The organism is Pseudomonas sp. HT11, assembly GCF_044875395.1.
Lineage (GTDB): Bacteria > Pseudomonadota > Gammaproteobacteria > Pseudomonadales > Pseudomonadaceae > Aquipseudomonas.
Window position 1 is genome coordinate 5,810,814 of record NZ_CP173217.1, and the last position, 13,765, is coordinate 5,824,578.

Sequence of the window (13,765 nt, forward strand, 5' to 3'; positions counted from 1 at the left end):
CCCCTCCCACATTTGACCCTGCCCGCTTGAGGGTTTGGCCTATCAGAACTCGATCCGCACATCACCCTTCGGCACGCTGCAGCACGACAGGATGTAGCCTTCGGCCTCGTCTTCCTCGGTAATCCCGCCGTTGTGGTCCATCTCGACCTCCCCGCCCAGCTTCATCACCTTGCAGGTGCCGCAGATGCCCATGCCGCAGGCTTTGGGAATCAGCAAACCAAGCTTGGCCGCAGCGGCGTGGACGGTTTCGCCCGGCGCCACACGAATGCTCTTGCCCGACGCAATGAATTCCACCTGATGCAGGTCGGCCAAGTCGATTTCCGGTGCGTCGGCGGCCTGTTCGGCTTGTTCCACCGCATCGGCGCGCGCTTCCGGCGGTGTCGCGCCAAAGGACTCTTCGTGGTAACGCGTCATGTCAAAGCCCGCCACTTCCAGCAGGCGCTTCACCGCGTTCATGTAAGGCGTAGGGCCACAGCAGAACACTTCGCGCTCGAGGAAGTCCGGCACCATCAGTTCGAGCATCTTGTGGTTCAGGTAGCCGCGATAACCGGCCCAGGGCTCGCCCAGGCCGTGTTTTTCACAGATCAGGTGCAGGCTGAAGTTGTCGATCCGCGACGCCATGTGTTCCAGCTCGCGGTGATAAATGATGTCTTTGGGCGAGCGCGCGCTGTGGATAAAGGTCATGTCGACATTGGCGTTGGTGTCGTAATACCAACGCGCCATGGACATCACCGGCGTGATGCCGACACCGCCGCTGAGGTAGAGAACCTTGGGGTTGCTGAAGTCGATGGCATTGAACAGCCCCACCGGCCCGTGCACCGCCAGCTCCTGGCCTTCGTGCAGCGTGTCGTGCAGCCAGTTGGAAACCTTGCCGCCCGGCACGCGTTTGATCGTCACCGAAAAGCTGTACGGCACCGACGGTGAACTGGAGATGGTGTAGGAGCGCATGATCGGCTGGCCGTCGATTTCCAGCTCCAGGGTGACGAACTGCCCCGGCTTGAAAAAGAACAGGATCGGCTGGTCGGCCATGAAGCAGAAGGTGCGCACGTCCCAGGTTTCCTGGATGACTTTGACGCAACGGACAATGTGCCGACCATTGGCCCAGGTCTGGGTGGTGACCGGATTCAGGAAGCTGTTGGACATGCTGTTCTCCGCAGCCGTATATCGGCCTGATGGTGGCGATTCTGCGTAACGCGAGAAACGTCCATTTACCTATCTGCGACATTCACATACTTATCGCGACCAGCCCCCATACCACGGGGGTTGCGCGTCGGGATCAGAGTGGGCCATGTCGCTAATGGACAAGGTTCTGGCCTTTGCCGGGCCCACACTCGCTCCCAACAACGACGCTTTCTTTACGCCTTGCTGCAAAACCTGATCAGCCACTATTCGCCGGCCACACAGAATGGCCCTGAGGACACACACGATGGACGTCACCGCAACCTTAAGCTTGGGCGATCCGCTGGAACCCGCACGCAAGGCCACCGCGCAAATGCTGCAAGAGCGCGAGCGCACTTTTTCGCTGCCGCAGCCGTTTTACTCTGACGAGCGGCTGTTTGATATCGACATGCAGGAGATCTTCCAGAAAGAGTGGTTGATCGCCGGCATGACCTGCGAGATTCCCACCAAGGGCAACTACCTGACCCTGCAAGTGGGCAAGAACCCGATCATCGTGATCCGTGGCGCCGAGGGCGTGGTGCATGCCTTTCACAACGTGTGCCGTCACCGTGGCTCGCGCCTGTGCACCAGCGACAAGGGCAAGGTCGCCAAACTCGTCTGTCACTACCACCAGTGGACCTACGAGCTCGACGGCCGCCTGCTGTTCGCCGGCACCGAGATGGGCGCCGACTTCGACATGAAGCAGTACGGCTTGAAACCCGTGAACGTGAAGACCGCCGGCGGCTACATCTTCATCAGCCTGGCCGAGAACCCGCCGGCCATCGACGACTTCCTGTCGACGCTGAACCACTACATGGAACCCTACGACATGGAAAACACCAAGGTGGCGATCCAGACCACCTTGTTCGAAAAAGCCAACTGGAAGCTGGTGCTGGAAAACAACCGCGAGTGCTACCACTGCAACGCATCGCACCCGGAACTGTTGAAAACCCTACTGGAGTGGGACGACGTCACCGACCCGCGCGCCGACCAGGCCTTCAAGGACCACGTCGCCGCTTCCGCCGCCGCCTGGGATGCCGAGAAGATCCCTTACGCCCACGCCAGCTTCGGCCTGCGTAACCGCATCGTGCGCATGCCGCTGCTCAAGGGCACCGTGTCGATGACCCTGGACGGCAAGCAAGGCTGCAACAAGCTGATGGGCCGCATCAAGAACCCGGACCTGGGCTCGATGCGCATCCTGCACCTGCCGCACTCGTGGAACCACTGCATGGGCGATCACATCATCGTGTTCACCGTGTGGCCGATCAGCGCCCAGGAAACCATGGTCACCACCAAGTGGATCGTGCACAAGGACGCCGTCGAAGGCGTGGACTACGACGTGGAGCGCATGCGCAAAGTGTGGGACGCCACCAACGACCAGGACCGTCGCCTGGCCGAAGAAAACCAGCGCGGGATCAACTCCACCGCCTATCAGCCAGGGCCTTACTCCAAGACGTATGAGTTTGGTGTGGTGAATTTTGTGGATTGGTACAGCGAGCGCTTGCTGAGCAACCTGGGCGCTGCGCCGGCGCCATACCTCAAGGGCGTGGCCGCACACGAGTAACTGACACGCGACCGATCAAAATGTGGGAGCGGGCTTGCCCGCGAAGGCGGTGGATCAGCCAGCCCATCGGGTGACTGACACACCGCCTTCGCGAGCAAGCCCGCTCCCACATCAGGTTTCCACACTGCTCAAGAATTGATCAACTCCCTTGCAACCCTTTCCCGCCTTGCCCTCCAGCCTTCGCCCAACAACTTATCCACAAAGCCACCCACAGCAATTGTGGGCAAGTGCGCGGTCTTCTGAAAATAAATGAAGAAAATCCGTGACTTATTCCAGCCGTGCGCTTTCGCAATCGTTTGATCACTTATTGATCAACTCTCTGAAAGCCCCTAAATACGTGGCCTGTGGCAGTACGCGAACACCTTATCCACAGAAGCACCAACAGACTTTGGGGGCAACTTTACCGATGCTGTGGAAAACCGCGTCAACCCTTCATAAATCGCGGGTTTCAAGGTTTTAATTGGGCAAACAACGCGAATTGATCAAATTTTGATCACACCAATGAAAGCCTTTATCTGCGTGGCCTGCAGCCGGTAGCGAACATCTTATCCACAGAAGCGCCAACAGACTTTGGGGGCAAGTCGGTACCGGCGAAAGAAGTTATTCATAGAAAAACCCCAGGAAAAACCGCTGGTTAGCCTGGTTGTTTTTCGTACAGGGGGCTGCAGGGCTTGATTTACCGGGGCTGTGGACAGCCGCGAACAGGTTATCCACAGACGGGTCAACAGGGATTGTGGGTAAGCCCACAGATCAATGTGGGAGCCGGGCTTGCCCGCGATGCAGGCAACTCGGTTTATCAGTCAGACCGAAGTGAGGCTATCGCAGGCAAGCCAGCTCCCACACAAACCAGCTCCCACAGGGCATCAGCGCACCACGCCTTCCTCAATCAGCAGCTTGAGAATGGCCTCGGCACCCGCCTCGGGACTAAGCCCCTTGAGCACTTGCCCCCCGCCGCCGCTGGCCTTGGCCGTAGCAGCCTTCATACGGTCGGCGCCGCTTTTGGCCTTGATCACCTTAAGGCGCTTGGGCCGCGGCTTGGCCGGCTGCAGCACCGCACCTGTGAATAACTCATCCTGCTCAATCTCGACTTCATGGGCGGCCAATTCTCCGCGCTGCCCAGGGCCGTAGGCGCTTTGCCGTGGCTTGGGCGCGGCGTTATCCACCGTGGCCAGAAACGGCAGGCGCACCTTCAAGCGCCGCCGCTGCCCGCGCGGCAAGGCTTGCAGCACGTGGGCGATGCCGCCGTCGATGGACTCCACCTGCGCCAGACCGACAATCAGCGGCCAGCCCAGTTGCTCGGCCAGCAGAAACGGCAACATGCCCGAGCCCTCGCCGGTTTCCGCCTGGCTGCCGGTGAGCACCACCTGGGCACCGGCACCGCGCAGGTAATCGCTGAGGGCCGGCAAGGCGTCAGCGCCGTCCGGCTGCTCAAGCACATGCAATTGCGGCAAACCCATGCCCAGGTAACTGCGCAACGTCGGCTCGTGAATGTTGCCGGCGTGCAGCACCTGCAACTTATCCCCAGCCATTTGCAGGCCCAACTCGACGGCGCGGGCATCCTGCTCCGCGCGGCGTGGCCGGCCGGAAGTGGGGTGGGCGCCGATGGATACCAAGCTGATTACAGGTGTTGTCATGGTCATGTCCTTAAGCCGCATCGCGCTTGGCGCCATTGCGGTAGGCCTCGACCGCAGCGATCAAGGCTTGCAGAATCGCGGCGCTCTCGCCGATCACCGACAGGTCGGCACGCTTGATCATGTCGCAGCCCGGATCGAGGTTGATCGCCACCACCTTGTCGCAGGCGCCAATGCCTTGCAGGTGCTGGATCGCCCCGGAAATGCCCACGGCCACGTAAACCCGCGCCGTGACCCAGGTGCCACTGGCGCCGACCTGGCGATCACGCGCCATAAAGCCATCGTCCACCGCCACCCGCGAGGCGCCTTCGGTGGCGCCCAGGGCTGCGGCGGTCCGGTGGAACAGTGCCCAGTCCTTCACGCCATTGCCGCCGGAGAAAATAAACTCCGCTTCGGCCATGGGAATCGCGCCGGGGTCCACCGCCACCGCACCGAGGTCTTCGATACGCGGCAAGCTGCGCGCCAAGGGTGTGGATAACTCCACGGGCAATGCCTCGTGACGTGTTTCGCTGACCGGTTCGGCGCACTCCACGGCCGCCAGGATCAGGCGCGGCAATGGCCGGGCCAAGTCTTCCTGGCCCGCACCCGCGCGGCCGATGCATTCTTCGCCCTTGATCTGCCAGACCCGCGTGGCCGGGCGCTCCTTGAGGCTGGCGGCAAAACGCCGGCCCAACTCGCCACCGCCACTGCGGCTGTCCGGCAGCAGCCAGTGGCGCGGGTTGAACTGGTTATCCACAGCCCGCAGACCCTGGACGCGTTGCTCCGGTGAATAACCGTCGAATTCGTGACCTTCCAACACCAGCAGGCGATCAACGCCGGCCGTGGCAAACGCGCTTTCCTTGTGGTCGCCAAACACCACCGCCAGCACAGCGCCGTCGCTGCCGGCGAGTTGCCGCGCCAGGCCGAGCACGTCGCGGTCGTGGCTGCTCAGGCGGCCGCCGACCATGTCCGGCACCACGCTGATATAAAACGCCGGCGCCGGTACCTGATGCAGCGGCAACTGCACTTGCACCGCCGCTGTGCGCTTGGCCGCGCCGCCCTGCTGGGCACCGCTGCGGTCAATGCGTTTGATGCCGTTGGGGCCGATAAAACCGACCCCATGCATGTTCTTGCGGATGACGCCGTTGGGTCCCATCCAGCTGTGTTGCAGCGGCTGCATCGCCGCATGCAGCGGGTGCAGGCGGTTGCGGGCAATCCATTCGGCCCGTGGGTCGCGGCGGATAATGTCGCTCATCAGTGCACCTCCGCAGGTTCACGCTTAATCGGGGCTTTTGCCGGGGCGGCGTCTTCGAGCAAAGCGTCAGCCACCAGTTCGGCGATGTCTTTGATCAACGGGCGCGGTTCAACCACACCTTCGAGCATCGCCGTGCACTGCGGGCAACCCACAGCCACCAGCTCGGCGCCGGTTTCGCGGATGTCTTCCATGCGCATATCGGGAATGCGTTGCTTGCCGGGAATGTCGGTGATCGGCGCACCGCCACCGCCCCCGCAGCAGCGTGAACGGAAGCCCGAGCGTTGCATCTCCTTGACCTCGATGCCCAGCGCGCGCAGCACTTGGCGCGGCGCCTCGTATTCGCCGTTGTAGCGGCCCAGGTAACAAGGGTCGTGATAGGTCACGCTGTCGCCTTTGTGCTGGCCCAGGTTCAACGCGCCGTCGCCGATCAGTTCGGCCATGAAGGTGCTGTGGTGCTGCACCCGGTAGTTGCCGTTGAAGGCGCCGTACTCGTTTTTCAGTACGTGGAAGCTGTGCGGGTCGCAGGTGACGATGCGCTTGAAGCAGTATTTTTCCAGGGTCTGGATATTGCGCGTGGCCAGCAACTGGAAGGTGGCTTCATCGCCCAGGCGCCGCGCGACATCGCCGCTGTCGCGCTCTTCCAGGCCGAGCACCGCGAAGTCGACCTTGGCCGCTTTCAGCACTTTGACGAAGGCGCGCAGGGTGCGTTGGTTGCGCATGTCGAAGGCGCCGTCGCCGACCCAGAACAACACGTCGGCGCTGCCTTTTTCACTGAACAGCGGCAGGTTCAAATCCGCCGCCCAGTTCAGGCGGCCACCCGGTGCAAAACCGCCGGGGTTGTCGGTGGCGATCAGGTTTTCCAGGACTTCGGCGCCCTTGTTCGGCGTGGCGCCTTTTTCCAGGGTGAGGTGGCGGCGCATGTCGACGATGGCGTCCACGTGCTCGATCATCATCGGGCACTCTTCCACGCAGGCGCGGCAGGTGGTGCACGACCACAGGGTTTCGGCATCCACCAGGCCGTTGACGATCGGCTGGTGCGGGTTACCGGCATGTTCGCCCACCGGTTTGCCGGGATACGGGCTGCCGGCGAACTTGGCATCGGTGCCACCGGCCAGGCCGACGACCATGTCCTGAATCAACTTCTTCGGGTTCAGCGGCTGGCCGGCGGCGAACGCCGGGCAGGCGGCTTCACACTTGCCGCACTGCACGCAGGCATCGAAGCCGAGCAGTTGGTTCCAGGTGAAATCCTTGGGTTTTTCCACGCCCAGCGGCGCGGTTTTATCGCTCAAGTCCAGCGGCTTCAAGCCGGTGGAACGGCCGCCACCAAAACGTTCGGCGCGGCGGTGCCAGGCCAAGTGCAGCGCACCGGCGAAGGCGTGTTTCATCGGGCCGCCCCAGGTCATGCCGAAGAACATTTCCGACACGCCCCACAGCACGCCCAGGCTCAGCAATGCCGCCAGCAGCCAGCCACCGAAGTCGGCCGGCAGAATCCCGGCCACCGGCAACGTCACCAGGAAGAAGCTCACCGAGAACGCCATCAGGCTTTTCGGCAGGCGCATCCACGGGCCTTTCGACAGGCGCGACGGCGGGTTGCGACGGCGCAGGTAGACGAACGTGGCGCCGACAAACATCAGCACCGACGCCAGCAGCAAGGCGTAGCCGAGGATGCGGTTATGCAGGGCGAAACCGTGCACCAGAATCGCCAGCAACGCCGACAGCACAAAGCCCAGGGCGGTGGCGACGTGGGTGTTGGCGATGTATTTGTCGCGGGCGACCACGTGGTGCAGGTCGACCATGTAACGCTTGGGCATGGCCAGCAGACCGCCGAGCAGGTCGACCTTGGAGGCGCGGCCGCGGCGCCACATGTTCACCCGGCGCAGGGCGCCCAGCAAAGCCAGGCCCAGCGCCGCGAACAAAAGAACAGGCAGCAAGGTGTTCAACATGGTGAAGCTCCCACAAACCGCACATATCTACTGTGAAACTGGCCTGAATGTGGGAGGGGGCTTGCCCCCGAAAGCGGTGGGTCAGCTACAGCTGTATCACCTGACCCGCCGCCATCGGGGGCAAGCCCCCTCCCGCCTTTTTGACCGAGTTCACCTCGTCAGAAATCCTTGCACAGGCGCAGGGCGTCATAGATCGCGGCGTGGGTATTACGCTGCGCCACACAGTCACCGATGCGGAACAGCAAGTACCCCTCGCCCGGCTCGCTCAGGCACGGCTGCGGCTGGATCGCGAACAGCGCTTCGATGTCCATCTGGCCTTTGTTGCGCGAACCCTGCTTGAGCGCGTAGTAGATCTCTTCATCCGGACGCACGCCGTTCTCGACCACCACTTGATCGACCACGCGTTCTTCCTTGGCGCCGGTGTATTCGTTCTCCAGCACCGCCACCAGCTTGTCGCCTTCGCGGTAGACCTTTTCCAGCATCATGTCGCCGGTCATGATCACTTCTTTCGGGTACATGCTGCGGTAGTAGGTCGGGAACGACGTACCGCCCACGGCCACACCCGGCTTGATGTCGTCGGTGACGATCTCGACCTGGCAGCCTTTGTCGGCCAGGAAGTCCGCCACCGACATGCCGGTGAATTCGCAAATGGTGTCGTACACCAGCACGTTCTTGCCCGGCGCGACCTTGCCGTCGAGCACGTCCCAACTGCTGACCACCAGGCCTTCGGCCGCGCCCCAATGTTCGTTCTGCTCCAGGAACGGATGCCCGCCGACGGCCAGCACCACCACGTCCGGGCGCAAGTCGAGGATCGCATCGGCGTTTGCCGCCACGCCCAGGCGCAGGTCGACGTTCAAGCGCGCCAGCTCCAGCTGGAACCAACGCGTAATACCGGCAATCTGGTCGCGCTGCGGTGCTTTGGAAGCGGTGGTGATTTGCCCGCCGATAAAGTCTTTCTTCTCGAACAGCGTCACGTCATGGCCACGCTCGGCGGCGACGCGTGCGGCTTCCATCCCGGCAGGGCCGGCACCGACCACCACGACTTTGCGTTTGGGCCCGGTGGACTTCTCGATGATGTGCGGCACGCCCATGTATTCACGCGAAGTCGCGGCGTTCTGGATGCACAGCACATCCAGCCCTTGGTACTGGCGGTCGATGCAGTAGTTGGCGCCGACGCACTGTTTGATCTGGTCGATCTGGCCCATCTTGATCTTGGCGATCAGGTGCGGGTCGGCGATGTGCGCACGGGTCATGCCGACCATGTCCACGTAGCCGCCTTCCAGAATGCGCGTGGCCTGGTTCGGGTCCTTGATGTTCTGCGCGTGCAGCACCGGGGCCTTGACCACTTCCTTGATCCCGGCCGCCAGGTGCAAAAAGGGCTCCGGTGGATAACTCATGTTCGGGATCACGTTGGCCAGGGTGTTGTGGGTGTCGCAACCCGAGCCGACCACGCCGATAAAGTCCAACATGCCGGTGTCGTCGTAATACTTGGCGATCTGTTTCATGTCCTCGTGGGACAGGCCGTCCGGGTGAAATTCATCGCCGCACAGGCGGATGCCCACGCAGAAATCCGGGCCGACCTCAGCCCGCACAGCCTTCAATACCTCAAGGCCAAAACGCATGCGGTTTTCAAAGCTGCCGCCCCATTCGTCGGTGCGTTTGTTGACCCGTGGGCTCCAGAACTGGTCGATCATGTGCTGGTGAACCGCCGACAACTCCACGCCATCCAGGCCTCCGGCCTTGGCGCGCGCCGCCGCGCTGGCGTAGTTGCCGATCACCCGCCAGATTTCTTCCGGCTCGATGGTTTTGCAGGTGGCGCGGTGCACCGGCTCGCGGATGCCCGACGGCGACAGCAATGTGGGCCAATGCTCGCCATCCCAGCGCGAGCGACGGCCCATGTGGGTAATCTGGATCATGATCTTGGCGCCATGTTTGTGCATGGCATCGGCCAGGTTCTGGAAGTGCGGGATGATCCGGTCGTCGGCCAGGTTCACCGATTTCCACCAGCCTTGCGGGCTGTCGATGGCCACACTGGAAGAACCGCCGCAGATCGCCAGGCCGATCCCGCCCTTGGCTTTCTCTTCGTAATACTTCACATAGCGGTCGGTGGTCATGCCGCCGTCGGTGGCATACACCTCGGCGTGGGCGGTACTGAGCACGCGGTTGCGGATGGTCAGTTTGCCGATCTGGATCGGCGCGAACATTGCTTCGAAAGCCATGGCACGGTTCCTCGACTTACAACGGCTTGACGGTGAACAGGCCGTCGTCGTGGCCCTCTTCGGAGCCTCCGTACACTTGCTCGGCCACGGTGCGGATCTGACTGCCACGCGCCTGCAGAATCTGGTCCATGGCGCCGGCAAACCAGCCGGTGAACATGTAGTCGACCTTGCGCCCGACCTTGCCGTACACGTAGACAAATGCCGAGTGCTCGAGCTTGACGCTGGCGGTGCCTTTGTCGAGGTCGATGTCCTGGATCTTGAACAGGCCCCAGCCGCGTTGCGACAGGCGCTTCATGTAGTGCTCGAACACCGCGACGCCTTCCAGGCCGTGGCATTCAGCTTCTTTTTCACACCAGTGCCAGGCGGATTTGTAGCCGGCCTTGTAGAGGATTTCGGCGTAGGCATCTGCGCCCAGCACTTCCTCGATACCCATGTGGTTATTGACGAAGAAATGGCGCGGCACGTACAGCATCGGCAGGGCGTCGGAGGTCCAGACACCGGTTTCGCTGTCGACTTCGATTGGCAATTGCGGGGCGATCTTGGCCATGGAAACTTAACTCCAGAAAATTCGTTTTGATGCCCCCGGCACAGATGGCCGGAGGAAAAGAGAGGTTGGCTTATTCGCCCCAGACGTCCTTGAGGACGTTGACCCAGTTTTCGCCCATGATCTTGCGTACCACACGCTCGCTGTGGCCGCGCTTGAGCAGGGTCTCGGTGAGGTTGGGGAACTCGCCCACGGTGCGGATGCCCAGCGGGTTGATGATCTTGCCGAAGCTGGTCAGGCGGCGGGCGTAGCCCTTGTCATGGGTCAGCATGTCAAAGAAATCCTGGCCATGGCCCTGGGTGAAGTCGGTACCGATGCCGATGGCGTCTTCGCCGACGATGTTCATGGTGTATTCGATGGCTTCGGCGTAGTCGTCGATGGTCGAATCGATGCCCTTGGCCAGGAATGGCGCGAACATGGTCACGCCGACAAAACCGCCGTGGTCGGCGATGAACTTCAGCTCTTCATCGGACTTGTTGCGCGGGTGCTCTTTCAGGCCGGACGGCAGGCAGTGGGAGTAGCACACCGGCTTTTTCGATTCGAGGATGACTTCTTCGCTGGTCTTGGAGCCGACGTGGGACAGGTCGCACATGATGCCGACGCGGTTCATCTCGCCGACGACTTCACGGCCAAAACCCGATAGGCCGCCATCGCGCTCGTAGCAGCCGGTGCCGACCAGGTTTTGGGTGTTGTAGCACATCTGCACCACGCCCACCCCGAGCTGCTTGAAGATCTCGACGTAGCCCAACTGGTCTTCGAACGCATGGGCGTTCTGGAAGCCGAAGATGATGCCGGTTTTGCCCTGTTCCTTGGCTTTGCGGATGTCGGCGGTGGTTTTCACCGGGATCACCAAGTCGCTGTTCTCACGGATCAGGGTCTGGCTGGCCACGATGTTATTGATCGTGGCCTGGAAGCCTTCCCACACCGACACGGTGCAGTTGGCGGCGGTCAGCCCACCTTTGCGCATGTCCTCGAACAGGTCGCGGTTCCACTTGGCAATGATCAGCCCGTCGATAACGATGCTGTCGGCGTGCAATTGCGCTGGGCTCATCAGGCGTCCCCTTATTGGCGATTCATGCGCCGAATCGTCTGCCGGCGCTTTGGGGCCAGCATATGCCCAGGGGCTGAACGAACCGGGTGCAAAAACGACAGGGGAATTGCCGAAAGCGTCAATCCGCGACAAAGGCCTACATGACACGTCTGACTGACGACTGTTCTTTGTCTTACGCTTGAGCCAGAATTCCGCATCACCTGATATGAGACGGCGCAATGAAATCGATTTTCCTGGCTTTGGCACTCATCGCAACCGGCGTCCACGCGGCCGAAGACACCGACAACACGCCCTGCGATGGCATCGAAAACGACAAACAAACCCTGGAATGCGCCACTTACAACAAAACCACCGCTGAACAATTGCTCAAAGACAACTATCAAGGCCTGCTGGAACGCATGGGTTCGACCTATGGCAGCAACAAGTCGCAACTGGCCGACATTACCGCTCGTCTGAAGGATGCTCAGCAAAAGTGGGAAAAACTGCGTGACGCCGATTGCGCAGTGGACACCTTCCCGGCAGTCAACGGCAGCAAGGAATACGCGATTCAACTCAATGACTGCCTGGCGCGGATGAGTGATGAGCGGTCGGAGTTTTTGGAGTCGATCGGGCAGGAATAAGCGACAATCTCTGCCACTTTCCTCTGTATCAAGGCCATTCATGACTATTTGCGGCATCGAAATCAAAGGCAGCGAAGCCATCATCGCTGTCGCCTCCCTGGACAACCAGGCGCTGACCCACGTCGCCCTGGCCACCAAGAAAATCGCCCTGGAAGACGACGATGAGGCAGCCAACGTCAAAGCCTTCGCCGCGCAGGTGAAGGCGTTTGTGCAGGCAAACGCCATCACCCGCATCGCGATCAAGAAGCGCAGCAAGAAAGGCGAGTTCGCCGGTGGCCCGACCACGTTCAAGATTGAAGGCGTGTTTCAGCTGCTGGAGGGGGTTGAGGTGACGTTGCTGTCGCCGCAGACCATCAATGCGCAGAACAAGAAGCACGGCTTTGAGTTGCCGGCTTCGCTGAACAAGTATCAGCACGAGGCCTTCAAGGCCGCGTGTTCGGCGCTGGTAAAGAAATAAACCACGACGCCTATCAAATGTGGGAGGGGGCTTGCCCCCGATGTCGGTGTTTCAGTCACTTATAGGCTGCTGACCCACCGCTATCGGGGGCAAGCCCCCTCCCACATTGGTTTTGTGGTGCGCTTCAGCGCTTGTGCAGCAGCCAATCCCCGAAGGATTTGTCTTCCAGGGCATAGCCGCCCCGGCTCGACTTCCACACCAGCTCCTTGTCGCGCAACGCATCGATGCACGCCTGAATGGTCTGGGTGCCCGGCACCACATCGCTGCCCATGTCTTCCAGCGCTTTGCTCACCGCCATCAGCGTGCTGTCGGTGAACGGCGCAAAGGGTTCGTTGTTCTGCGAACGCTCCACCATCACCTCCAGCACGGCGCGCTGGGGGATGGTGAGGTTGTTCCAGGCGCTTTCGAACTCCGTCCACACGCCCGCGCGCAGGAATTCAGCACGACTGTGCAGCAACTGGCCTAAGTTGCTCGCTTCGCCCAGCTCCAGCGCCACTTCGCCAATAATGGTGCGCAGCATCTCGGGGCGACGGCCTACCAGCTCGAAGGCTTCGTCGATATCCGCCGCGTCGAATTGATTGGTGCTGGCCAAATGCGCGTTGAGGTGCGCAGTGTAGGCTTGGGTGAACGCTTTGCCGAGCAAGGGAAACGGCGTGATGCTGGAGCCGAAGAACGGCTGGCTTTTGCCCAACACCAAATGCGCCAGCTTGTCGCGGTTGGACCCGGTGAACACCAGGCGCAAGCCGCTGCCCTCTTCGTCACGGCCTTGGTTGAGCTGATCCCGGGCAGCTTTCAACGCGAACATCGCGTTGATACCGGACTCGGTGGTTAAAGCATGCTGCGCTTCGTCAATCACCAGCACCACGGGTTTTTCCGCGGCGCTGTGGAGCAGCTCCAAGGCTTGGGTCAGTGTTGCACCGACGGGCAATTGTGGCTTGGTGAAGTCCCAGGACAGGGTGCGCAGAAAGCTTAGTTTCTCGATGCCAATGTTCTTGGCGAGTTTGCGAATGCCCTTTTCATAAGGCACCAGCGCAGCGGCAATGGCGCTGGCGATCAACTCCGCCGGATCTTTCTCTTTGTCGGCCCAGAGATCGACATACACCGTCAGCCAACCCCGCAGTTGGCACTCGGGGATCAGGTCTTCACGCAAAAAAGTGCTTTTGCCGGTGCGGCGCGGCGCCGCGAGAAACAGACCAGAGGTAAAATCCTGAATACCGGCCCCCACCAAACCGTCGGCAATGCTGCCTGCCAGGGCGGGGCGGCGGAATACGAAGCCGCTGTTCTTCGACATGCTTTTATACTCAATTATGGAAAGGACTATAAATTATAGTAGCGAGTATAATT

At 61.3% G+C, this 13,765-nt stretch carries 11 protein-coding genes; 3 read left to right on the forward strand and 8 right to left on the reverse strand.

Going from position 1 to position 13,765, the window contains the following annotated elements; translation table 11 throughout:
- Positions 1-42 precede the first annotated feature (42 nt).
- Positions 43-1,143 carry a glycine-betaine demethylase subunit GbcB gene (gene gbcB, locus ABWL43_RS26880; protein WP_106575585.1) on the reverse strand — a complete coding sequence of 367 codons (1,101 nt, stop codon included), beginning with the start codon at positions 1,141-1,143 and terminating at the stop codon, positions 43-45.
- A 283-nt stretch (positions 1,144-1,426) separates the two neighbouring features.
- Between gbcB and gbcA the strand changes: the two genes are divergently transcribed.
- Positions 1,427-2,722: a glycine-betaine demethylase subunit GbcA gene (gbcA, locus tag ABWL43_RS26885; protein ID WP_145157545.1), complete on the forward strand. Its 1,296-nt coding sequence runs from the start codon at positions 1,427-1,429 to the stop codon at positions 2,720-2,722.
- A gap of 863 nt (positions 2,723-3,585) precedes the next feature.
- Here the strand turns inward: gbcA and ABWL43_RS26890 are convergent.
- The 6 genes from ABWL43_RS26890 to ABWL43_RS26915 all read right to left on the reverse strand — a co-directional run bounded on the left by ABWL43_RS26890 (position 3,586) and on the right by ABWL43_RS26915 (position 11,344).
- Positions 3,586-4,356 (reverse strand): electron transfer flavoprotein subunit beta, encoded by a 771-nt coding sequence (locus ABWL43_RS26890; RefSeq protein ID WP_242200652.1) that lies wholly within the window; start codon positions 4,354-4,356, stop codon positions 3,586-3,588.
- A gap of 10 nt (positions 4,357-4,366) precedes the next feature.
- Complete coding sequence (locus tag ABWL43_RS26895) at positions 4,367-5,587, reverse strand: electron transfer flavoprotein subunit alpha/FixB family protein (RefSeq protein ID WP_404485536.1); 1,221 nt, start codon at positions 5,585-5,587, stop codon at positions 4,367-4,369.
- The gene (gene dgcB / locus ABWL43_RS26900; protein WP_404485538.1) at positions 5,587-7,530 is read right to left on the reverse strand and encodes a dimethylglycine demethylation protein DgcB; all 1,944 of its coding nucleotides are present in this window, start codon (positions 7,528-7,530) and stop codon (positions 5,587-5,589) included. Before dgcB ends, ABWL43_RS26895 begins: the two co-directional genes overlap by 1 nt.
- 158 nt (positions 7,531-7,688) lie before the next feature.
- Positions 7,689-9,749 carry a dimethylglycine demethylation protein DgcA gene (gene dgcA / locus ABWL43_RS26905; RefSeq protein WP_404485541.1) on the reverse strand — a complete coding sequence of 687 codons (2,061 nt, stop codon included), beginning with the start codon at positions 9,747-9,749 and terminating at the stop codon, positions 7,689-7,691.
- Positions 9,750-9,765: 16 nt separating this feature from the next.
- A complete protein-coding gene (locus ABWL43_RS26910; RefSeq protein WP_034116150.1) occupies positions 9,766-10,296 on the reverse strand; it encodes a DUF5943 domain-containing protein in 531 nt (176 codons plus the stop codon).
- A 70-nt stretch (positions 10,297-10,366) separates the two neighbouring features.
- Positions 10,367-11,344, reverse strand: a complete 978-nt coding sequence (locus tag ABWL43_RS26915) for a dipeptidase (protein ID WP_404485544.1) — start codon at positions 11,342-11,344, stop codon at positions 10,367-10,369.
- Between the two features lie 218 nt (positions 11,345-11,562).
- Here ABWL43_RS26915 and ABWL43_RS26920 point away from each other — a divergent pair, with 218 nt between their 5' ends.
- Positions 11,563-11,964 (forward strand): lysozyme inhibitor LprI family protein, encoded by a 402-nt coding sequence (locus ABWL43_RS26920; RefSeq protein ID WP_119737558.1) that lies wholly within the window; start codon positions 11,563-11,565, stop codon positions 11,962-11,964.
- A gap of 40 nt (positions 11,965-12,004) precedes the next feature.
- Positions 12,005-12,421: a DUF3010 family protein gene (locus tag ABWL43_RS26925; protein ID WP_404485547.1), complete on the forward strand. Its 417-nt coding sequence runs from the start codon at positions 12,005-12,007 to the stop codon at positions 12,419-12,421.
- A 124-nt stretch (positions 12,422-12,545) separates the two neighbouring features.
- Here the strand turns inward: ABWL43_RS26925 and ABWL43_RS26930 are convergent, their stop codons facing one another.
- Positions 12,546-13,712: an AAA family ATPase gene (locus ABWL43_RS26930; RefSeq protein ID WP_145157558.1), complete on the reverse strand. Its 1,167-nt coding sequence runs from the start codon at positions 13,710-13,712 to the stop codon at positions 12,546-12,548.
- Between the last annotated feature and the right edge of the window lie 53 nt (positions 13,713-13,765).